17 protein-coding genes are annotated in these 21,361 nt (G+C 52.3%); 16 read left to right on the forward strand and 1 reads right to left on the reverse strand.

Annotation, left to right across the window (positions count from 1 at the left end):
• Nucleotides 1–5: 5 nt before the first annotated feature.
• Nucleotides 6–1,366 (reverse strand): IS1182 family transposase gene (locus AC4G46_RS15845; RefSeq protein ID WP_491123567.1). Its coding sequence is split into 2 segments (ribosomal slippage): nucleotides 6–796 and nucleotides 796–1,366, totalling 1,362 coding nucleotides; the frame shifts between segments, so codons are not numbered across the junction.
• A gap of 308 nt (nucleotides 1,367–1,674) precedes the next feature.
• Here AC4G46_RS15845 and AC4G46_RS15850 point away from each other — a divergent pair.
• The 16 genes from AC4G46_RS15850 (at nucleotide 1,675) to AC4G46_RS15925 (ending at nucleotide 21,360) form a co-directional block, all read left to right on the forward strand.
• The gene (locus AC4G46_RS15850) at nucleotides 1,675–1,851 is read left to right on the forward strand and encodes a hypothetical protein (protein ID WP_491123568.1); all 177 of its coding nucleotides are present in this window, start codon (nucleotides 1,675–1,677) and stop codon (nucleotides 1,849–1,851) included.
• 214 nt (nucleotides 1,852–2,065) lie between these two features.
• Nucleotides 2,066–2,143 (forward strand): potassium-transporting ATPase subunit F, encoded by a 78-nt coding sequence (locus tag AC4G46_RS15855; protein ID WP_376744625.1) that lies wholly within the window; start codon nucleotides 2,066–2,068, stop codon nucleotides 2,141–2,143.
• A 35-nt stretch (nucleotides 2,144–2,178) separates the two neighbouring features.
• A complete protein-coding gene (kdpA, locus tag AC4G46_RS15860) occupies nucleotides 2,179–3,855 on the forward strand; it encodes a potassium-transporting ATPase subunit KdpA (protein ID WP_491123569.1) in 1,677 nt (558 codons plus the stop codon).
• 18 nt (nucleotides 3,856–3,873) lie between these two features.
• A complete protein-coding gene (gene kdpB, locus AC4G46_RS15865) occupies nucleotides 3,874–5,907 on the forward strand; it encodes a potassium-transporting ATPase subunit KdpB (RefSeq protein ID WP_491123570.1) in 2,034 nt (677 codons plus the stop codon).
• 40 nt (nucleotides 5,908–5,947) lie between these two features.
• Entirely contained in the window at nucleotides 5,948–6,568 is a 621-nt protein-coding gene (gene kdpC / locus AC4G46_RS15870; RefSeq protein ID WP_491123571.1) for a potassium-transporting ATPase subunit KdpC, read from the forward strand.
• A 73-nt stretch (nucleotides 6,569–6,641) separates the two neighbouring features.
• On the forward strand, nucleotides 6,642–8,975 hold the full coding sequence (locus AC4G46_RS15875) for a histidine kinase (protein WP_491123572.1): 2,334 nt from the start codon (nucleotides 6,642–6,644) through the stop codon (nucleotides 8,973–8,975).
• 301 nt (nucleotides 8,976–9,276) lie between these two features.
• Nucleotides 9,277–10,758 carry an Lsa family ABC-F type ribosomal protection protein gene (locus AC4G46_RS15880; RefSeq protein WP_491123573.1) on the forward strand — a complete coding sequence of 494 codons (1,482 nt, stop codon included), beginning with the start codon at nucleotides 9,277–9,279 and terminating at the stop codon, nucleotides 10,756–10,758.
• A gap of 105 nt (nucleotides 10,759–10,863) precedes the next feature.
• Entirely contained in the window at nucleotides 10,864–12,060 is a 1,197-nt protein-coding gene (locus AC4G46_RS15885) for a PucR family transcriptional regulator (protein ID WP_491123574.1), read from the forward strand.
• 310 nt (nucleotides 12,061–12,370) lie between these two features.
• Entirely contained in the window at nucleotides 12,371–14,026 is a 1,656-nt protein-coding gene (locus tag AC4G46_RS15890) for a peptide ABC transporter substrate-binding protein (protein ID WP_491123575.1), read from the forward strand.
• A 21-nt stretch (nucleotides 14,027–14,047) separates the two neighbouring features.
• Nucleotides 14,048–15,016 (forward strand): ABC transporter permease, encoded by a 969-nt coding sequence (locus tag AC4G46_RS15895; protein WP_491123576.1) that lies wholly within the window; start codon nucleotides 14,048–14,050, stop codon nucleotides 15,014–15,016.
• Nucleotides 15,017–15,020: 4 nt separating this feature from the next.
• On the forward strand, nucleotides 15,021–15,938 hold the full coding sequence (locus tag AC4G46_RS15900; protein WP_491123577.1) for an ABC transporter permease: 918 nt from the start codon (nucleotides 15,021–15,023) through the stop codon (nucleotides 15,936–15,938).
• Nucleotides 15,939–15,949: 11 nt separating this feature from the next.
• Nucleotides 15,950–16,981, forward strand: coding sequence for an ABC transporter ATP-binding protein (locus AC4G46_RS15905; protein ID WP_491123578.1), 1,032 nt, complete (start codon nucleotides 15,950–15,952; stop codon nucleotides 16,979–16,981).
• A complete protein-coding gene (locus AC4G46_RS15910; RefSeq protein ID WP_491123579.1) occupies nucleotides 16,968–17,939 on the forward strand; it encodes an ABC transporter ATP-binding protein in 972 nt (323 codons plus the stop codon). The genes AC4G46_RS15905 and AC4G46_RS15910 overlap by 14 nt, the downstream gene beginning before the upstream one ends.
• Nucleotides 17,940–17,966: 27 nt before the next feature.
• Nucleotides 17,967–18,959 carry a M42 family metallopeptidase gene (locus AC4G46_RS15915; RefSeq protein WP_491123580.1) on the forward strand — a complete coding sequence of 331 codons (993 nt, stop codon included), beginning with the start codon at nucleotides 17,967–17,969 and terminating at the stop codon, nucleotides 18,957–18,959.
• On the forward strand, nucleotides 18,940–20,118 hold the full coding sequence (locus tag AC4G46_RS15920) for an MFS transporter (RefSeq protein ID WP_491123581.1): 1,179 nt from the start codon (nucleotides 18,940–18,942) through the stop codon (nucleotides 20,116–20,118). The genes AC4G46_RS15915 and AC4G46_RS15920 overlap by 20 nt, the downstream gene beginning before the upstream one ends.
• Before the next feature lie 54 nt (nucleotides 20,119–20,172).
• Nucleotides 20,173–21,360 carry an aminotransferase-like domain-containing protein gene (locus tag AC4G46_RS15925; RefSeq protein WP_491123582.1) on the forward strand — a complete coding sequence of 396 codons (1,188 nt, stop codon included), beginning with the start codon at nucleotides 20,173–20,175 and terminating at the stop codon, nucleotides 21,358–21,360.
• Nucleotide 21,361: the final 1 nt, after the last annotated feature.

Below are 21,361 nucleotides of genomic sequence, written 5' to 3' on the forward strand. Positions count from 1 at the left end.
GGGGATTAACCCCGTTTTTCCCGGCGATCCAGGTGGATCGCCATCTTCTTCATGTTCTGCACAGCTGCCGTCATCAGCGCTTGTTCCCTGACATTTGGTAGTCCGCGCAACCGGCAATAGCGAAACCCATGGAGCTCTTTAGCATCCGCGAAGCTTCGCTCAATGGTTTCTTTTCGTTTGCGATACAACTGCTTGCCTGACTTGCTGAGCCGGTTGTTCCGGACCCAATCCTTGCTGTCCTCCCAGACATGCCGGGTTACCACTTTTCGGTGGTTTTTGGACTGCGTACACTGGTTTAAAAACGGACAACTTTTGCATTGTTCCGGATCGGACGCATACTGCTGGTAGCCTTTGCGGTCCGTTGTGCGGTACTTCAGTCCTTGGCCGGTTGGACAGATGTACATCTCTTGCTCAGCGTCAAAAGTAAACTTCCATTTGGGAAACAGCCCTTGCTTGGAATGAAATCTCCGGTGAGCAATAACGGCAAAGATCTTTCGGTCTTGCAGACCGCGGCAAATCGGCGTTGTTAAATAACCTGAATCTAGTGCAATGGCCTCCACTTCAAATCCAAAACGTTCCTGCTGGCGGTCCAGACGCGACAAATACGGCACGGAATCATGGACATTTCCGGGCGTGACATGGACATCCGTAATGAGATTGTATTTCAGATCTACCGTCCGGTGGTCCAGATAAAAAAAGCCTTCCGGTTTACCGTCGCGGATCATGTATCCGCTGTCGGGGTCGGTCTTGCTCACTTTAATTTCTTTTTCTTCTTTCACTTCCTCTCTAGGTTTTAAGGCTTTTTTCCATGGTTCTTCCGGTCTGCCTCTACGGCAGCGTTGAGCTCATCCACATAATCCTTGGTGTTTTGCAGTACCTGTTGTTTCGTGTACTGGTGTTTATTCGCATTCGCTTTAACGTGAGTAGAATCTGAGACAAGAACCCGTCCCCCCACCATCCTGTGCGAAATGGCCTGAAGCACAATCTCATCGAAAATATCCTGAAAAATGTTCGTATCTTTAAATCGGGTTCGCCGATTCCAACTAATCGTGGAGTGGTCTGGAACCTTGTCGCTTAACCCCAGTCCAAGAAACCAACGGTAAGCTAAGTTTGTTTGGACCTCACGTTCTAACTGACGTTCGGAACGAATGCCGTAGAAGTACCCTAGGAAAATCATCTTGAACAGCACGACTGGATCAATCGCAGGGCGCCCGTTATCCGAGCAGTACAGGGGTCTAACCTTCTCATCAATAAACGAAAAATCTATATATTTATCCACCTTGCGAAGCAAGTGGTCTTGGGGAACCAAATCTTCAATGGAAACAAATTCGAAAGCTTGTTGTTTTTCTCGATTGGAACGCAGCATCTTTGACACACCATCCGTTTTATAATTAGTTACCTATATTATACAACATTAACGCGGTGTCGTATGAAATCTAAATCACATGAAGAAGGCTGTCGAGACTTTCTCGACAGCCTGGCCATACTCATATGAGTATGGTTTTTTTTGTTATTGTCCGGGACAGGCGGGGCAGACTAATGGGAGAAATCCGTTTGATTTTTAATGGAATCTATATTTTCCGGCAGCTACTCTAATCCAGAACTAACGGCAGGAGTAGTACGCTGGAAGCATGAAGTTTACTTCAAGTTACTAACACTAAAGGGGAGCTAAAAATGATGAATAATGTATTGCAAACAACGGGTGTAGCCGCGATGATCCTGGTGCTGCTTTTTTCTGCCGAACGGTTGTTCAAGCTGCGTGATCTGCGGAATATGGCTGAAGCAGAGGACGATGAGGCTGTCCGGAAAGCCGAGGAAGCGGTCCAGGCCTTCACCTCAGGTAAATCTTAATGCCATATTAATTGTGCCGCATGAAACCCTAACCCAGGCCTAATGGCAGAAATGTTACGCTGTAAGCAGAAAAGAAAGAGAAAACGTTATGGAGAGGAGCGGAGGCGATGATGGATGTGTATATGGCCGGGGCGCTGGCTGTCATTTTTGGAGTGTTCTACGCTTTTGTGAAGTGGTGCGGCCATGTTGCAGAGGACAAGGAGGGGGCCCGGTCATGACTGTGGTGCTGATAGCAGTCCTTTTGTTGTTCTTCTATCTGGTGTACGCCTTGATTCATCCCGAGAAATTCTAAATTACAGATGTGCGATATGAAGGAGGGCCATTTGCGTGGGCATTGTGCAGATTATTGTAGTCATAGCGATTCTGCTGCTGCTGGTTAAACCGGCAGGCACTTATTTATACCATGTGTTTTCTAATGAACCGAACCGGACGGACCGGATTTTCGGCAGAGCAGAACGGGGGATTTATGCATTAAGCGGATTGAAAAAACGTCCGGGCATGTCCTGGAAAACCTATGCGTTAAGCTTTCTTACTACCAATGTTGTGCTGGTTGCCTTCGGGTATCTTATTCTGCGGCTGCAATCCGCACTGCCGCTGAACCCGAACGGCATTGTCGGAATGGAACAATCGCTTACGTTCAATACAGTAATCAGCTTTATCACCAATACGAATCTGCAGCATTACAGCGGGGAGACTGGGCTTTCCTACTTCTCGCAGATGGCGGTAATAACGATGCTGATGTTCACCTCCGCAGCCAGCGGCTTTTCGGTTGCCGTTGCTTTTGTAAGAGGGATTACCGGCAGAGCAACGCTCGGGAATTTTTTTGAGGACTTCGTTAAAGCGCATGTCCGGGTGTTTTTACCACTGGCTTTGCTGGTGACGCTGGTTCTGGTTGCTCTGCAAGTCCCGCAGACACTTCATCCTACACTGCAGGTAACAACGATGGAAGGTCAGGTACAACAAATAGCAATCGGACCTGTAGCGTCGCTGGAATCGATCAAGCATCTGGGGACGAACGGCGGCGGCTTTTTCGGAGCCAACTCGGCGCATCCGTTTGAGAACCCGTCACCGCTAACCAATGTGATTGAAATTCTGTCCATGTGGATGCCGCCCGCAGCACTTCCTTATATGTACGGCCTGTTTGCCAAAAATAAACGGCAGGGCTGGGGCATCTTTGCCGCCATGATGACGTTGTTTGTGCTGCTGCTGTCACTTAATCTTTATGCGGAGAGCAGCGGGAATCCGGCGGTTAATGCACTGGGAGTCGATGCTTCTCAAGGCAGCATGGAAGGAAAAGAGGTCCGTTTCGGAATCCCGCAGTCCGCTTTGTTCACGACAGTTACAACTGCAGCGACAACAGGAAGTGTGAACAACATGCATGATACACAGACTCCGCTCGGCAGTATTACACCGCTGGCGCTGATGATGCTGAACAATGTGTTCGGCGGCAAGGGGGTCGGCCTGATCAATATGCTGATGTATGCCATCCTGGCGGTCTTCCTCTGCGGGCTGATGGTCGGCCGGACGCCGGAGTTCCTTGGACGCAAAATTGAAGCCAGGGAAATGAAGCTGATTGCCGTTGCCATCCTGATTCACCCGCTGATCATCCTGGTTCCGACAGGTGCTTCATTCCTGACGGAGCTCGGCCATGGGGCAATCAGTAATCCCGGCTACCACGGAATGACGCAGGTGCTGTATGAGTATGTCTCCTCGGCAGCGAATAACGGCTCGGGCTTTGAAGGGCTTGCCGATAACAGCACCTTCTGGAACGTAATGACAGGGGCTGTCATGCTGCTCGGGCGATATGTTTCGATTATTGCCCTGCTGGCGGTGGCCGGCTCACTGCTCAGGAAGCAGCCTGTTCCGGAAACCATCGGGACATTCCGCACCGACAACAGCCTGTTTACCGGTATTCTGATTGTCACCGTGCTGATTATCGGTGCCTTGACATTCCTGCCGGTAATCGTGCTTGGGCCGGTCGCCGAGTATTTGACTCTACGCTAGGGGAGAGGAAGAACATACATGAGTACTGTACAGAAAAAAAAGCTGCTGACCGGACCGATGGTCCGGGCGGCAGCCATAGATAGTCTGGTGAAGCTGAACCCGGTCACCCTGATCAAAAATCCGGTAATGTTCGTCGTCGAAATCGGGACATTTATCGTGCTGTTAATGGTTCTGCTTCCGGGATATTTTAACGCAGCTGATGCCATCGGCTTCAATATCACTGTCTTCTTCATTCTGCTGGTCACCGTACTGTTCGCCAACTTTGCGGAAGCACTGGCCGAGGGGCGGGGTAAGGCCCAGGCGGACACGCTGAAAAAAACCAAACAGGACATTGCTGCAAACAAGCTATCCGGCAGCAGTATAAAGGTCATTGCTTCTTCTGAGCTGCGTAAAGGTGACGTCGTAGTTGTCCGTCAGGGTGAGCTGATTCCCGGGGACGGGGAAGTCATTGAGGGGCTTGCCTCGGTCGATGAATCGGCGATTACAGGCGAGTCCGCTCCGGTCATCAAGGAAGCTGGCGGCGATTTCAACTCCGTTACCGGCGGAACGAGAGTGGTCAGTGATGAAATTAAAGTCCGGATAACCAGCGATCCGGGAGAGTCTTTTCTGGACCGGATGATCTCGCTGGTAGAAGGAGCGAAGCGGCAGAAAACGCCGAATGAAATTGCGCTGAACACGCTTTTGATCAGCCTGACGATTATCTTTCTGATTGTCGTAGTGACTCTGCGTCCCATCGCCGCCTATCTTGAGGTGGACCTGGAAATTCCTGTTCTGATTGCGCTGCTGGTCTGCCTGATTCCGACAACAATCGGAGGGCTGCTCTCTGCCATCGGGATTGCCGGAATGGACCGTGTAACCCAGTTTAATGTACTGGCTATGTCCGGCAAAGCGGTGGAGGCGGCAGGTGATATTAACACGATGATTCTCGACAAGACCGGAACCATTACCTTCGGGAACCGGATGGCGAGCGAGTTTATTCCGGTTGGCCAGGAAACTGCCGGAGACTTGGCTGTGTGGGCAGCAGTCAGCTCCCTCAAGGATGAGACGCCCGAAGGGCGGTCAGTTATTGAGCTCGTCAAAAAGCTGGGCAATACTTATGATGCCACGCTGGCGGCTGATGCGGAGTTTATTGAATTCCGGGCCGAGACCCGGATGAGCGGCATGGATCTGCCGGACGGCAGGAAGGTGCGCAAGGGTGCTGTCGATTCCATCAAGCGCTGGGTCGCCGCCCAGGGAGGCATACTCCCTGATAATCTGGATCAGAGTGCGAACATCATTGCCGGCAAAGGCGGAACGCCGCTTGCTGTAGCCGTGGACGACCGGATCTACGGGCTTATCTACCTGAAGGATACGGTGAAGCCGGGGATGAAGGAGCGGTTCGAGGAGCTGCGCAAAATGGGCATCAAAACGATTATGTGCACCGGTGACAACCCGCTTACCGCCGCTACAATCGCGGCTGAAGCCGGAGTAGACGGTTTTATTGCCGAAAGCACACCGGAGAACAAAATCGAAGTGATCCGCCGCGAACAGCAGGAGGGCAAGCTGGTAGCAATGACCGGCGACGGCACCAACGATGCGCCGGCACTGGCCCAGGCAGATGTAGGTCTGGCAATGAACAGCGGAACGTCTGCCGCCAAGGAAGCCGCCAACATGGTCGATCTGGATTCCGATCCGTCCAAGATTATCGAGGTCGTAGCCATCGGCAAGCAGCTGCTGATGACGCGCGGTGCGCTGACCACCTTCAGCATCGCCAATGATATTGCCAAATATTTCGCCATTATTCCTGCAATGTTTACATTGGCGATCCCGGAAATGGAAGTTCTGAATGTCATGGGCCTGGGCTCTCCAGGTTCGGCTATTATATCCGCCCTTATCTTTAATGCCATTATCATTCCGCTCTTGATCCCGCTGGCGATGAAAGGTGTATCCTACAAGCCGATGAGCTCTACCCGGCTGCTGCGCCGCAATATTCTGGTCTACGGGCTCGGCGGGGTCATCGTACCTTTCCTCGGTATTAAGCTGATTGATTTGATCGTAAGCATCTGGATCTAATGCATAAGAATAAGATTTTACGAAAGGATGTATTGTAAAAATGGAGCGAACAACAGACTACGCCAGCCGGGAACCGGCTGTAAACCAAGCTTCTGCGTTTTTCGTCATACTCCGGCTCAGTGTCATAATGATTATTCTCTGCGGGATTCTGTATCCGCTGGCTTCGACAGCACTCGCCCAGGTGCTTCTGCCTTCCCAGGCTAACGGCAGCCTGCTGAAGAACAGCAGCGGTGAGACCGTCGGCTCTGAGCTGATCGGGCAGTCTTTCAGCAATCCGGCGTTGTTCCATGGCCGTATATCGAGCATTGACTATAAGGCTGAGGCTTCCGGTTCCAATAACTACGGCCCGTCCAACCCCGATATGCTGCAGCGGACCAAAGACAGTATTGTTCAGTGGCAAAAGGATAATCCGGATGTTCCTGTAAGCGAACTTCCGGTGGACCTGATTACCAATTCCGGGTCCGGCCTGGACCCGCATATTTCACCCGCGGCAGCACGTGTCCAGATTCCGCGGATCAGCGGCCAGACCGGCATTTCCGCAGAACAGCTCGGACAGCTAGTCACGGAGGCAACCGAGGGGCGCGATCTCGGCCTGTTCGGGGAAGAGCGGGTCAATGTATTGAAGCTCAACCTTGCTTTATCTGAGTTAACAAAGAGATAATTCCGCATATATTGCCTTGTCCGAGCAAGCTGCGGGCAGGGCATTTGCCGGTTTGGCGAAAGGAGACGCAGCAATGGCGCCTTACAAACGCAAAACCCCGGAGGAGATTCTGTATTCCATCTATAAGCTTCACCGGGGCAGATTAAAGATCATCATCGGCTCTGTAAGCGGCTCAGGGAAAACCTATCATATGCTGGAGGAAGGCAAGCTGCTGAAGCAGCAGGGTATCGATGTGGTTATAAGTGCAGTATCTACGATGGGACGGCCGGAAACGATGCAGCAGATAGCGGATCTGGAAAGGATCCCGAGTATTCACTGGCACCAGGACGGCAGGGAGTATAAGGATCTGCCGCTGGAGGCACTGATTGAGCGAAATCCGGAGGTGGTGCTGGTTGATGGACTGGCGCACCGCAACCGCAGCGGGGCAGCTTTTCCGGCAAGGCTGGATGACATCCGCTATCTCATGGACAATGGAATCAGTGTAATTACTACCGTCAACGTATATGAGCTTGGCGGTGTTGGAGAAATTGTTTATGAAAAAACGGGTATCCGTGCTGCGGAGACGGTTCCGCTGGATACCTTGGAGCTTGCGGATGAAGTCAGGCTGATCGATGTATCTCCGGAAACGATCCTGAAGCGGATGGAGGAGGGGATTCTGGGGGATGCCGCCCATCCGGCCATGTCCCGCCGGGGGAATCTCGGTGTGCTCCGGGAGTTGTCACTGCGCCTGGTAGCGGAGGGGGTCAATGAAACGCTGGAAAAGCACCGTGAAGCCCACGGGCTCACCGGTCCCTCTGGAGCCAGTGAGCGGATTCTGGTCTCCAGCCAGTACCACTGGAACGGTTCCCTGTATGTCAGGCGCGGGCAGCAGATCGCCAAACGCCTGAACGGTGACCTGAAGGTGGTGACCTTTGTCCTGCCCGGCCGTAAGCTGAGCCGGGAGCAGCAGGCCTTTAAGCGCTCCATCATTCAACTGGTTGAGCGGGTGGACGGCAGCTTTGAGGAGCTCCCGCTGAAGCAGCTCCGCCAGCTGCCGTCGGTGCTGGTCAGGTATGCGGTACAGAACAAGGTAACCCGTATTGTCATGGGGCACTCCGCCAAAAGCCGCTGGCAGGAACGCTGGCAGGGCTCCATAGCCAACCGCGTGCTGCGCAGGACACGGAATATTGATGTGTTTCTGATGGCCGACCGGGCGGAACAGGACGGCGAGCGGATACTGCCGGTGAAATCGCAGCCTGTTCCGGCCGGTGAACCGTTTCACCGCCTTAGCGGGCCGGAGCTGGAACGCAGAATTGAAACCATAAAGCGCGGGACGCTGAAGGTCTACATTGGTGCCGCGCCCGGCGTAGGTAAAACCTACAAAATGCTGCAGGAGGGCAACCTGCTGCTGAGCCGGGGAATTGATGTGGTTATCGGCCTGCTGGAAACGCACGGCAGAAAAGACACCCAGGCACAAACCGGGGGGCTGCCGCAGATTCCGAGAGCCCAAATCCTGTATCAGTCAACCCGGCTGGAAGAAATGGATACCGCTGCGATCATCGAACGGCACCCGGAGGTGGTGCTGGTGGATGAGCTGGCTCATACCAATGTGCCCGGCAGCCGCACGGCAAAACGATATGAGGATGTTATCCGGATGCTGGAGAACGGGATTTCCGTCATTACTACAGTCAATGTGCAGCACCTTGAAAGTTTAAATGATGCTGTAGCCCAGCTGACCGGGGTGCGGGTACGGGAGACTATACCGGATGCCCTGCTAAGAATGGCAGGGGAGGTTGAGCTGATTGATGTCACCCCGCAAATGCTTCAGCAGCGGATGCGGGAAGGCAAGATTTATGCCTCCGAGAAGGTGACACAGGCGCTGGAATCTTTTTTCAGGATCGGGAATCTGATAGCCCTGCGCGAGCTGGCGCTGCGGGAGATTGCCGATGATGTGGATGAGCGGCTGGAAGCCTGGGACCGGGATACCTCCCTGCGCGGACCGTGGAGCAGGCAGGAGGTAATCTTTGTATGTGTGGACCTTGGAGAGCTGGCGGAGCGTCTGATCCGCCGGGGCTTCCGGATTGCCCACCGGCTCAAGGCTGAATGGTACGTACATTATGTGCACTGCGGCGCCCCGCTGGATGAGACGGGACAAAAGCGGCTGGATATGCTGCGCAGGCTGACCGAGCGGCTGGGCGGCAGGCTGGAAACCGCTGAAGCCGGCAGAGGCATACACATGCATGAGCAGCTGCTGGCCCGGATGAACGAGGTGAATACAACCCAGCTGATCCTTGGACAGTCACGCAGGCCCATATGGCGTATGCTGCTCAAGGAAAGCCTTGTTCATTTTCTGCTGCGCAGGGCCCGTCATATGGATATGCTGATCGTGGCAGATTATGATGCGGAGGAGGCTGTGCCCGGGCGCTGATTCGGGAGGGTGGTCAACGCTGAAGGTAATGTGTATAATAAACAAGACTATACTAATGACAGGAGCTGACAGGATAATGTAGGATTTCTTGCGCTTATATAAATCAATAAAACAGCTTTCCGCAGGGCCGCCTTGGCTTTGTGTGTTTTATGCTTTATGTGCAAGAAGGTTCTGCATCCTTTCACTCAGAATAATAGCCGGATCCGCCCCTTATGCAAGGGGCCGGGTCTGCTGTATTTATTTGAGCTGCGGAGGCCTGCCTTCTTGCAGCTCATTTTATTTGGTACAGGGGGTTACTTGCATGTCATTAATTAATGTGTCGAATCTTACATTTGCCTACGACGGCAGCTACGATAATATATTTGAGAAAGCAAGCTTTCAGCTCGATACGGACTGGAAGCTGGGCTTTACAGGGAGAAACGGCCGGGGCAAGACAACATTTCTGAATCTGCTGCTGGGCAAATATGAATACAGCGGAACCATTTCAGCAAAGGTCGGCTTCGAATACTTCCCGTTCAGGGTTGAGCACCCTGAGTATTTGACCATGGATATCCTTGAGGAGGTCTGTCCGGGTGCGGAGCAGTGGCAGTTCGTGCGCGAATTATCCCTGCTGAAGGTTGAAGCGGATGATGTGCTCTACCGGCCGTTTGACTCATTGTCTAACGGAGAGCAGACAAAGGTTCTGCTGGCAGCTTTATTTTTGAAGGAAGACCGCTTTCTGCTGATCGACGAACCTACCAATCATCTAGATATGGAGGCAAGGCAGCTCGTCAGCGGGTACCTCAATACTAAAAAGGGCTTCATCCTGGTATCTCACGACCGTGCATTTCTGGATAACTGTGTCGATCATATCCTGTCCATCAATAAAACCGGTATCGATATTCAAAAAGGCAGCTTCTCCGATTGGTGGGAAAATAAACAGCGTCAGGATGCCTATGAGCTCGCGGAAAATGATAAGCTGAAAGCGGACATCCGGCGGTTGTCAGACGCTGCCAAGCGTGCAGGGGGCTGGTCGGATGAGGTGGAAAAGTCGAAAAACGGTACACGCAACTCCGGCTCCAAGCTTGACAAGGGATATGTCGGACACAAGGCCGCCAAGATGATGAAGCGCTCCAAATCCATTGAGCAGCGGCAGCAAAGTGCGATAGAAGACAAATCGAAGCTGCTGAAGAATATAGAGAGCTCCGACAGCCTGAAAATTACCGCTCTTCCATATCACAAAAACCAGCTGGCTGAATTTGATCATATCTCTATCAAGTACGGGGAGCGGGCTGTGTGCAGTGACGTTAGCTTTGTTATCGGACAGGGGGAGCGGATCGCCATCTCCGGTAAAAACGGTTCCGGCAAGTCCAGTCTGCTCAAGCTGCTGACTGGTGAGGACATCAGCTATACTGGAACGCTGCGGACCGGAAGCCAGCTAAAAATATCCTATGTATCACAGGACACCTCATTCCTGCAAGGCAGCTTAACTGAATACGCCCGGGAGCATGAAGTTGATGAAAGCCTGTTTAAGGCGATTCTGCGCAAGCTTGATTTTTCCAGGATACAGTTTGAAAAGGATATGGCGTCCTTCAGCGGAGGACAGAAGAAAAAGGTGCTGATCGCCCGGAGTCTCAGTGAGCAGGCCCATTTGTATATCTGGGATGAGCCGTTGAATTTCATTGATATCCTTTCCCGTATGCAGATCGAGGAGCTGCTGCTGGAATCCGCACCTGCACTGCTGTTTGTGGAGCACGACCGTGAATTCTGCCGGAATATTGCCACCAAGACAATTACTTTATAAAAGACAGGCTGGCCTAAAATTTCGGCTGGCCTCTTTTTGCTGAAAACTATACAATAACATCTAAAAAGGGGGCTGGCCGGCATGCTGCTGAAGTGCAGGGACATTATGACATTGCGTACACTGAAGGAATTAAAGCTTGTCGCAGGCGAAGCGGGGCTGGACCGGGTAGTTACCTGGCCCTATATTGTACAGACTAACTCTGTACGGATGTGGATTTTCGGCGGTGAACTGCTGTTCTTCGGCGGCTTGGGGCTGCGCAGCGATTATGACAGCCTAATTCAGCTGCTGGAGGAGGCGGAGGAAAAAAATGCCGCCGGCGTGATTTTTATGGCGAATGAAGAGATGACTCCGGAGCTGATCCGCTCCCTGAAGCCGGCCGCCGACCGGCTGGGGATGCCGGTGTTCGAGCTGCCGCGTGAATCGATTCTGGTGGAGATCACAAAGGAGATTTCGGGCAAGATTTTTGAAGAGGAAAATAAACCCCCGCTAGCCGAGCATCTGCTGGAACGGCTATGCTTCGGTAACGCTGAAGCGATTAATGAAATTGTAAATAATGCCGCCTACCTCGGGATTGATCTTAGCGTCCCGTATCAGGTTGCTGTCATTTATATTGATAATTTGAACGCATATTTAAGCCGGATGGGCAGTGAGCATAATCATCCGCTCCCCAGCTTCCTTACGTTCTACCGCCAGGTTGCTGACAGCATAGTGAAACGGTATGATGCTTCACTCCTGACCATGCATAATGACAACAGGATTTATCTGGCCCGCAAAATCGGCTCCGAGCAGGAGCAGTCCCAAATGCAGCAGAAGATCCATGGAATCTGTGAAAGCATCAATGGCTATTTTAAAGGACTTGATGTGTATGCCTGTCTTGGCGGCATTTATTCCTATGCAACCATCCGCAGCAGCTTCCTGGAGGCGGAAAGAAGCCTGGAGCTCACCTGCCGTCTCACCACTAAGAAACGTGTCTCGCTTTATGAGGACCTTGGTGTATATCAGCTGTTTTTTCATATGAAGGAAGAGGAGCTGGAACGTTACTGCAGGCGCTGGATCGGAGAGCTGGAGGCCTATGACCGCAAGAGCGGGGCGGAGCTCATCCGGACGATGGATGTTTTTTTTAATCAGCGGATGAACCTGAACGACAGTGCGGCTGCGCTGTACATTCACCGGAACACGATGAATCTGCGCATCGCACGCGTAGAAAAAATCCTCGGTAAAAGCCTGAAGGATGCGGAAACGCTGAACGGCCTGCTGGTAGGCATCCTCATTCGTAACTACTTGAACCGCAAGAGTGTATAGGGCATCCATTTATCTTAATATTTAATAGGCTATGGCAGTGCAATTCCGGGTAGCGGAGCTGTGCTGCTTTTTTGTATTTGAAGATGTTAAGATATCTAACGCATTTTTTATGAGGATTATAAATATTTGGTAGGCGTGAACCATAATATGTGCAATATGCACAGTTATTTATCGTTTAAACCATACATTAATCACATTATATATTTAAAATTGTTATGTTACTATTAATTACACCAAACGACGGGTAGATATTAATTGTTAGAATACATAACATTATGTCATAGCCCGCATTATTCAAGGGGGTAGGAATATGAGGAAAAGAAGGGTTTATACTGGGACATTGGCAATGATATTGACGGGTTCACTGGTTCTGGCCGGCTGCGGTCCAAAAACGGATAACAGCTCTGTGTCAGCCGCTGATCCGCAAGGCTCCGGCAATACAGCAGTAGTCAAGACGGCCGCTACAATCAATATCGAATCCGAACCCCCTCAGCTGAGCTCCCTGCGCACAACGGATGTCGTATCGATGAATGTCCTGCGGCATGTTCAGGAAGGCCTGACCAGGCTGGATCAGAATAATCAGCCCATTCCCGGTGCGGCAGAGAACTGGGAGGTATCCGGAGACGGACTGACGTATACATTCCATCTGCGGGATATGAAATGGTCTGACGGAAGCAGTGTTACCGCCTCTGATTTCGCTTTTGCCTGGAAGCTGATTCTCAGTCCGGATTATGGTGCGCCGTATGCTTATCTTCTGTACCCGATTGCGGGTGCACAGGATTACAATGCCGGCACCGGCAGTGAAGATGCCCTTGGGATCAAGGTTGTGGATGAGAAGACCCTTCAGGTTACGTTGAACCAGCCGACCACGTATTTTCCTTTTTTGACCGCAGCCGCCTCTTATCTCCCGATTAATGAAGCGAATTATTCCAAACAAACAGCAGATGGCTATGGCTCGGAAGCGGCAACTCTGCTGTATAACGGTCCATGGAAAATTGACAGCTGGGAGCATAACAGCCAGATTACACTGGTAAAAAACGAAGATTATTACAATGCAGACAGCGTTAAGCTGGATACCATCAATATGAAGATTGTCAGCGAAGCCGGCACTGCGTACAATATGTTCGCCTCAGGCGAGCTGGATGCGGTAACGCTGCATGACGGAGATCAGATCCAGCAGGCCAAGAACGCCGGATATGAGGTTCTGACCAAGTCCGACGGGGCTACCTCTTATTTCGTATACAATATGCAGGATGCCATTCTCTCCAATAATAATATCCGCACCGCGCTCACCTACGCAATCGACAGAACCTCCCTGATCAACAATGTGCTGAAGGACAGCTCGGTGCCGGCACTCAGCTTCACTAACCCGGATGTCAGCGGCGAAAGCGGCAGCTTCAAGGATGAAGTCGGTGACTTGCTGAAGGACAATGATGCGGCAGAGGCCAAAAAATATCTGGATGCGGGGCTCACAGAGCTGGGTTTAAGCTCTCTCCCGGCACTAACACTGCTAATTGACGACCGCGGGGCGAAGAAGACGGAAGCTGCTGCTTACCAGGAATTTTGGAAAAAGAATCTCGGGCTTGAAGTTGACATTGAAGTGATGCCATATAAAGCGATGCGGGCCAAGGTGGACAGTAAGGACTTCCAGATTGCTATCGGCGGCTGGGGGCCTGACTATAATGATCCGATGACCTTTCTCGATATGTTAGTGACCGGCGGGGGCAATAACAGCTCCTCCTACAGTAACAGTGAATATGATCAGTACATTGCACAGGCAGCCGTAGAAACGGATCCGGCCAAGCGGTTCGGGCTGCTGAGACAGGCTGAAACCAAGCTGATGCAGGATTTACCGATCGGTCCCATCTATTTTATGAACCAGTCCTATGCGGTGCAGCCGGGGCTGAAGGGCGTTGTCCGCAGTGCGTTCCAGGATATCAACCTGTACTGGGCCTATTTTGAATAAGGCATAAAGGCATGAAATGAGGTGGAAAATTTGCTCCGATATATCGTGCAGCGCCTTGGCTTTGCAGTACTGACACTTTGGGTGCTGATTACGCTGACCTTTGTGCTGATGCAGCTCCTGCCTGGGGATCCGTTCGTCGGGGACAGGGCGCTTACAGACAGTGTGAAGAACGCTCTTTATGCCAAGTATGGACTTGATCAGCCGGTCTATATTCAATATTTAAAATACTTAGGTAACGCGGTCCAGGGAGACTTCGGCGACTCGCTAATCTATACCGGCAGACCGGTCAGTACGATTCTGGAGGAAGCCTTTCCTTTCTCTTTCGACCTCGGAATACGTGCTCTCGTATTTGCTGTCTGCGCCGGAATGCTGCTGGGAATTACCGCTGCACTGAAGAAGGGAAAGGGCTGGGATACGGTCTCGATGATTATTGCGGCGATCGGCATCTCAGTCCCCAGCTTCATCCTGGGCTCACTGCTCCAGTACTTCCTGGCACTTAAACTCTCAGGCTTCACAAACGCACAATTCGGATTCCGCCTGCTGCCGATCAGCGGGTGGGCCTCTGAAACGCATAAGATTCTGCCGTCGTTCGTGCTGGGACTCAGCTCACTGGCGATTATTGCCCGGATGATGCGCAGCAGCCTGCTGGAGGTTGCCGGCCAGGAGTATGTCAAAACAGCAAAGGCGCGCGGTCTGTCCATGCCGCTGCTGGTTACCCGCCATATGCTGCGCAATGCGATTCTGCCGGTATTAACCATTCTTGGCCCGCTTACGGCATCGGTGCTGACAGGAGCCTTTGTAGTAGAGAATATTTTTAATATACCGGGCATGGGGAAATATTTCGTCAGCAGTGTGCAGACCAACGACTACCCGATGATTGCCGGAACAACGTTGTTCCTTGGGGCTTTTCTAATCGGTGCCAATCTGCTGGTTGACCTGTCGTATAAACTTGTTGATCCGAATATCAAACTCTACAAAGCGAAAGTGTGAGGATATGCAGTATAAAGCGGAAATGTTTGAATGGACCGGACCGGCCAAAGAGGAACAGTCGCTTCCCGGGGGCGGAGCAGCAGGATACTGGAAGGATGTCCGGCAACGTCTGCGCGGCAATAAAGTCGTTTTGAGTTGTCTCGTCATCCTCCTGCTGCTGGTAGCGGGAGCGGTATTCGTGCCGCTGTTCAGCCGCTACAGTATTTCGGATCAGGACCTGAGCAGCACCAATCTGGGGTGGATGACCGGAGGGCATATTTTTGGAACCGACAAGCTTGGCCGTGATTTATTCGTCCGGGTCTGGTATGGAACGCGTATTTCCTTAATTATCGCTTTCTCAGCTGTGTTAATCGACCTGGTGGTCGGTATGGTCTACGGAGGGATAGCCGGATATTTCGGCGGTAAAACGGATGAGATCATGATGCGTGTGCTTGAGGTCGTTGTTGCCATCCCTTACATGATTATCGTGATTCTGCTGATGATTGTTCTGAAGCCCGGGGTAACCACGATCATTCTCGCTTACGGGGCAATCGGCTGGACGGGGATGGCCCGGCTCGTCCGCGGGCAAATGATGCAGCTGAAGGAGAAGGAATATGTGCTTGCTTCACGGCTTCTGGGGGCGGGGGCATGGAGAATTATTTTCCGCGGGCTTATCCCGAATTCTCTGGGAGTGGTCATTGTCAATCTGACGTTAACCATTCCGTCTGCGATCTTTACGGAAGCCTTTCTGAGCTATATCGGGCTGGGTGTTCAAATCCCGCTGGCCAGTCTCGGAACTTTAGCCTCTGAGGGAATTACCAGTTTCCAGACCTATCCTGGCCTGTTGATCATCCCGGCAGTATTCTTATGTGTAACCATGCTAACCTTCAATCTCCTGGGTGATACCCTGCGGGATGTCATTGATCCTAAATCCAAAGAATAGAGGGATGCCAGATGGAGGATGCCCGGCGAACCGTGTTAACCGTCAAGGATCTTCGGATCTCAATCGCAACCGGCAGCGGTGAGCTGCAGGCTGTGAGAGGTGTCTCCTTCCATATTAAAGAGGGCGAGGCGCTGGTGCTGGTCGGAGAATCCGGCTGCGGCAAAAGCGTAACAGCCCAGACACTGATGAGACTGAATCCTGATCCCCCCGTTCATATTAAAAGCGGAGAAATCATGCTGGAGGATATTGATATTGTCCATGCAGATGAAAGGCAGATGCAGCAGATCAGAGGATCGCTTGCGGGTATGATTTTTCAGGACCCTATGACCTCCCTGAATCCGACTATGACGGTAGGCAGGCAGATTGGTGAAACGCTGGAAATTCATCACAAGCTAAAGCGGAACACACGCTGGCAAAAAGCCGTCCAGCTGCTGGATGCCGTGCGGATTCCCGGTGCAGCGGCGCGGGCCAGGGAATATCCCGGGGCGTTCAGCGGAGGGATGCGCCAGCGGGCGCTGATTGCTGCTGCCATCGCCTGCAAGCCGAAGCTGCTGATTGCCGATGAGCCGACGACGGCGCTGGATGTAACGATTCAGGCCCAGATTATCGACCTGCTGCGGAGCATTCAGCGTGAGAACGGGATGTCCATCCTGATGATCACCCATGATCTTGCAGTTGCCGCGAGCATCGCCCAGCGGATCGCGGTGATGTATGCGGGCCGGATTGTGGAAACGGGCACGGTACAGCAAATCTTCAGCAATCCTCGTCATCCGTATACATGGGGGCTGATGAATTCGGTACCCCGGCCGGATCAGGATAAGAACAGTGAGCTGATTACTATCGGCGGGGCACCGCCCAAGCTGCTTAATCCGGCCCCTGGCTGCAGCTTCGCTCCAAGATGCCAATATGCGATGAGGATATGCAGTTCTGTCGATCCGGAGGAATTCGAGGTTGCTTCCGGACACAGCTGCTCCTGCTGGCTGCTTCATCCGCAGGCCCCTCAGGCGGCCAAGGAAGTAAAGGAGGCTTATGCCATTGTCTAACCGCGAGGTTCTCTTAAGCATCAAAGGGTTCAGGAAATACTTTGCTGTCGGCGGCGGCCGGCTGCTGCGCGCAGTGAACGGCATAGATCTTGATATTTATAGAGGAGAGACGCTTTCGCTGGTCGGGGAAAGCGGCAGCGGCAAATCTACGCTGGGCAAAGCCATTATGGGCGTATATCCGCCTACAGAAGGCAGCATCCATTATGCCGGACAGCCGTTCCTTGTTAAGCGCAAGAAAGACAGGCTTGCGTTCTCCCGCCGGGCACAAATGATTTTTCAGGATCCTTATGCGTCGCTGAATCCCCGCAAGACCGTTGCGGCCATCATCGGGGAAGGCATGGATATCCATGGCCTGTCCCGCGGCCGTGAGCGGCTGGAGCGGATTTATGAGCTGCTGGAGCTGGTGGGCCTGCGGCGTGAAATGGCCGGCCGTTATCCGCACGAGTTCAGCGGGGGACAGCGGCAGCGGATCGGCATTGCCAGGGCATTATCACTAGGACCTGAATTCATTGTCAGCGATGAACCGATCTCTGCACTGGATGTCTCGATCCAGGCGCAGATTGTCAATCTGCTGAAGTCACTGCAGCGTGAGCTCTCCCTGACGCATCTGTTTATCGCCCATGACCTCAACATGGTCCGCTATATCAGCGACCGTGTAGCTGTGATGTACCTGGGCTCGATCGTTGAGCTTGCGGACAGCGAAGATATTTACGCGGGGCCGCTGCATCCTTATACACAGGGTCTGCTGTCAGCAGTGCCTGTCATGAATCCTAAGGATATCCGGCCGGCCGGACAGGAGTACCTTAAAGGGGAGATACCGAGTCCGGCAAGTGATATTTCCGGCTGCGCCTTCTGCAGCCGCTGCTCCCGGGCGATGCCGGTCTGTGAAACTTCAAGGCCTCAGCCGGTAGAGGCAGCACCGGGGCATATGGTGGCCTGTCATTTATATACGAATTGAAACTATGAATCGGAGGGCTGATCTGCCATGTTATTTCAGCAGTTGACACAGATAAGCGGTTTAAGCGGATATGAGGGAAAGGTAAGGGAATTCATTGAGGAGCAGGTTGTATTGCATGCCGACGAGGTTACCACTGATGCTATAGGCAACTTAATTGTCTACAAACGCGGAAGCGGAGAGCATAAAAAGAAGATCATGGCTGCAGCCCATATGGATGAGGTCGGCTTTCAGGTCATCAAGATCGAGAAAAATGGACTGATCCGGATCAAGTTTCTCGGTTATTCCCATGTGAGAAGCGCCTTTATGTCCAGAATCATTTTCACTAACGGGACAGTGGGCATCATCGGGAGCAGTGTGCCGGTGGATGAACTGAAGCATTTTACACAGCTGTATGTAGATATCGGATTTTCCAGCGACACTGATGTCAAAAAAGTTGTAAATGTAGGCGACAATGCTGTCTATGAGGGACATTATACCGAGCTTCCTGGCGGGTATGTTGTATCCAAAGCCATTGATGACCGTGTCGGCTGCTACATGATGATTGAAGCGCTCAAAGCGCTGGAAGAATGCTATAACGATGTCTATTTCGTCTTTACCGTTCAAGAGGAAGTCGGCTGCAGGGGAGCGGTTACCGCGGCTGAACGGATCAAGCCGGATATCGGCCTTGCTGTTGACATCACTCCTGCACATGATGTCCCCGGTGATCTGACAGGCAGCAATACCATCGGCGCAGGGCCGGCAATCAAGGTCTCCGACACCTCTGTGATCTGTGATGAATATCTGGTATCTACATTAAAAGACTTAAGCGTTCAGCATGCCCTCCCGTATCAGCTGGATGTTATCTATGTCGGCGGTACGGATGCGAGTTCAATCAACCGGTCTGGCTTCGGTGTAAAAGCTGCAGGTTTGTCCGTTGTAACCCGTTATCCGCACTGTGCAAATACACTGGCGCAGATGTCCGATGTGGAGCACACGATTACACTGCTGAAGCATTTTTTAAATGAACCGTTCAAATTCTGAACCTTGTGCGCTTTGGAGCCGCCCCTATGTGCTGGCGATAGGGGCTAACCTGTGCATTGTGACCGCCGTAAGCATGCTTATGAGCACCTTGCCGCTGTATGTGCGGGAGCTTGGCGGCAGCGGCGTCATGTCAGGGATGGTTGTTGGCGTATACGCATTTTCGGCCCTGCTGTGCAGGCCGCTGGCGGGGAGGCTGTCAGATATCCGCGGGAGAAGACCGGTCATGATCGGCGGAATCCTGCTGCTAATCACCGCTTTTCTCTTTATGCCCCTGGCAGTGTCCGTTCCGCTGTTGCTGGGAGTCCGCATCATTCAAGGTATTGGCTTCAGTGCACATTCCACTGCGTCAGGGACTGTGATAGCAGATGTGGTTCCATCCTCGAGACTGACTGAAGGCATAGGCTATTACGGAGTTTCTAATACTTTACCGACTGCCTTCGGACCTCCTCTTGGCTTATATCTGATAGCGGAGCATAGCTATAACCTGTTGTTTGGCGCCGCGGCAGCCTGTGCTGTCATTGGACTGCTGCTGGCGCTGCCTATACGTTATGAACAGAACAAGAAATCTTATAACAACGATAAAAAATCATCAATAATTGAACAGACGGCTGTATTCCCCGGTCTGGTGATGTTTTTCGTTACGCTGGGGCTGGGCGGGATCATGACTTTTCTGCCGCAATATGCAGCGGACAGGAAGATAGAGGGAATCGGGTTGTATTTCACTGTCTATGCCTGTGCACTGCTGCTCAGCAGGCTGTGCTCAGGCAGACTGGCTGACCGCCGGGGGAGCCGTGCTGTGACGGTTCCCGGACTGGTGCTCATCGCAGGATCGTTTGTCGTTCTGGGCTTTGCCGGTTCTTTGCCGCTGACTTTGCTGTCGGCGTTTATGTTCGGTATCGGCTTTGGCAGTGTGCAGCCGGCTATGAATGCTCTTGCGGTCCGGCGGGTCTTGCCGGAGAGAAGAGGTGCATCCAGTGCGCTTTTTACTGCCTCAATGGATTTGGGGATGGGGATTGGCTCGGTTGTATGGGGAGCCATATCGCAGAAGTACGGATTTACCACGGTGTATTTAATCTGCGCAGGTTGTGCAGCGGTCTCGGCCGGTGTGTATATGTTCCTGATCAGCAGGAAGCAGCATAGTGCCGTTTCCCGACAGTAGCCGGGGGAAGCGTGCTGAAACAGCCGCGCCGGCAGCGCTAAGGAGGATTTTATAATGTATACATTTTCTAATAGAGTAGCTCAGCTCAGACCATCGGCAATCCGTGAAAAAATGAAGCTCATGAGTAAACCGGGAGCGATCTCGTTCGCCCAGGGCAATCCTTCACCCGAAACATTGCCTTATGAGGTGCTGCAGGAAATCTCGGCACAGTTGTTCAGGGACAATCCAGCTTCCTTCCTGCAATACGGATTGACTGAGGGATATGCTCCGCTGCGCGAGCTGCTCACCGAGCGAATGCGGCTGCGCTTCAGCTGCGGGAAGGAATTCGATGAGCTGATTATCGTCTCGGGCGCCCAGCAGGGAATCGAGCTGGCCTGCAAGCTGTTCTGCAATGAAGGTGATGCAATCGTCTGCGAGAATCCGAGCTTTATCGGGTCGCTTAATGCCTTCCGGTCATACAACACTAAGCTGCTCGGCGTTGATGTTGAGCCTGATGGAATGAACATGGAGCAGCTGGAGCAGCAGCTGTCCAGCCACAGCAATATCAAATTAATCTACACCATACCGAACTTCCAGAATCCTACCGGTGTTACGATGTCGCTCGAGAAGCGCAAACGCCTGTATGAATTAGCAGTCCGCTACAATGTTCTGATCCTCGAAGATAACCCCTACGGAGAAGTACGTTTCACCGGTGAAGAGCTTCCCAACATCAAGTCGCTGGATACAGAAGGACAGGTAATTTACGTCGGCTCCTTCTCGAAGGTACTCTCTGCGGGTATCCGGGTTGGTTATGTACTGGCACCGCTGGACATTGCCCAAAAAATGACGGTCGCCAAGCAAAGTGCCGATGTGCATACCAATTTGTTTGCCCAGATGCTGGCTGATTCCTTTATGCGGAATTATGACTATGACAGCCATATTACGCGGTTGCAGCAGATTTATGGACGCAAGTGTGCGCTTATGCTGACATGCCTCCGGGAGAACTTCGGGGACTTCATCTCATTCAATGAACCGGAGGGGGGCTTATTCATCTGGTGTACACTGAAGGATGGCCTGTCCATGGAGGATTTCTCCCGCAGGGCGGCAGAAGCCGGGGTAAGCTTCATAGCCGGCAATATGCTGGCCCTGAGTCCGGAAGACTGCCGTGATTCGTTCAGGCTTAATTTCTCTACACCAAGCGATGAGCAGATTGTTGAGGGCGTAACGAAGCTGGCTGGTGCCCTGAACCTTGTGAAGAACTAAG

Source organism: Paenibacillus sp. fava2 (assembly GCF_058313675.1).

What these genes read in the sequence shown, in the direction of transcription:
- AC4G46_RS15850 (WP_491123568.1), top strand. Translation starts at nt 1,675, where the DNA reads ATGATGAATAATGTATTGCAAACAACGGGTGTAGCCGCGATGATCCTG.
- AC4G46_RS15925 (WP_491123582.1), top strand. Translation starts at nt 20,173, where the DNA reads ATGTATACATTTTCTAATAGAGTAGCTCAGCTCAGACCATCGGCAATC.
- AC4G46_RS15920 (WP_491123581.1), top strand. Translation starts at nt 18,940, where the DNA reads ATGAACCGTTCAAATTCTGAACCTTGTGCGCTTTGGAGCCGCCCCTAT.
- AC4G46_RS15855 (WP_376744625.1), top strand. Translation starts at nt 2,066, where the DNA reads ATGACTGTGGTGCTGATAGCAGTCCTTTTGTTGTTCTTCTATCTGGTG.
- AC4G46_RS15905 (WP_491123578.1), top strand. Translation starts at nt 15,950, where the DNA reads ATGGAGGATGCCCGGCGAACCGTGTTAACCGTCAAGGATCTTCGGATC.
- AC4G46_RS15890 (WP_491123575.1), top strand. Translation starts at nt 12,371, where the DNA reads ATGAGGAAAAGAAGGGTTTATACTGGGACATTGGCAATGATATTGACG.
- AC4G46_RS15910 (WP_491123579.1), top strand. Translation starts at nt 16,968, where the DNA reads ATGCCATTGTCTAACCGCGAGGTTCTCTTAAGCATCAAAGGGTTCAGG.
- AC4G46_RS15875 (WP_491123572.1), top strand. Translation starts at nt 6,642, where the DNA reads ATGGCGCCTTACAAACGCAAAACCCCGGAGGAGATTCTGTATTCCATC.
- kdpB (WP_491123570.1), top strand. Translation starts at nt 3,874, where the DNA reads ATGAGTACTGTACAGAAAAAAAAGCTGCTGACCGGACCGATGGTCCGG.
- AC4G46_RS15900 (WP_491123577.1), top strand. Translation starts at nt 15,021, where the DNA reads ATGCAGTATAAAGCGGAAATGTTTGAATGGACCGGACCGGCCAAAGAG.
- AC4G46_RS15885 (WP_491123574.1), top strand. Translation starts at nt 10,864, where the DNA reads ATGACATTGCGTACACTGAAGGAATTAAAGCTTGTCGCAGGCGAAGCG.
- AC4G46_RS15915 (WP_491123580.1), top strand. Translation starts at nt 17,967, where the DNA reads ATGTTATTTCAGCAGTTGACACAGATAAGCGGTTTAAGCGGATATGAG.
- AC4G46_RS15880 (WP_491123573.1), top strand. Translation starts at nt 9,277, where the DNA reads ATGTCATTAATTAATGTGTCGAATCTTACATTTGCCTACGACGGCAGC.
- kdpC (WP_491123571.1), top strand. Translation starts at nt 5,948, where the DNA reads ATGGAGCGAACAACAGACTACGCCAGCCGGGAACCGGCTGTAAACCAA.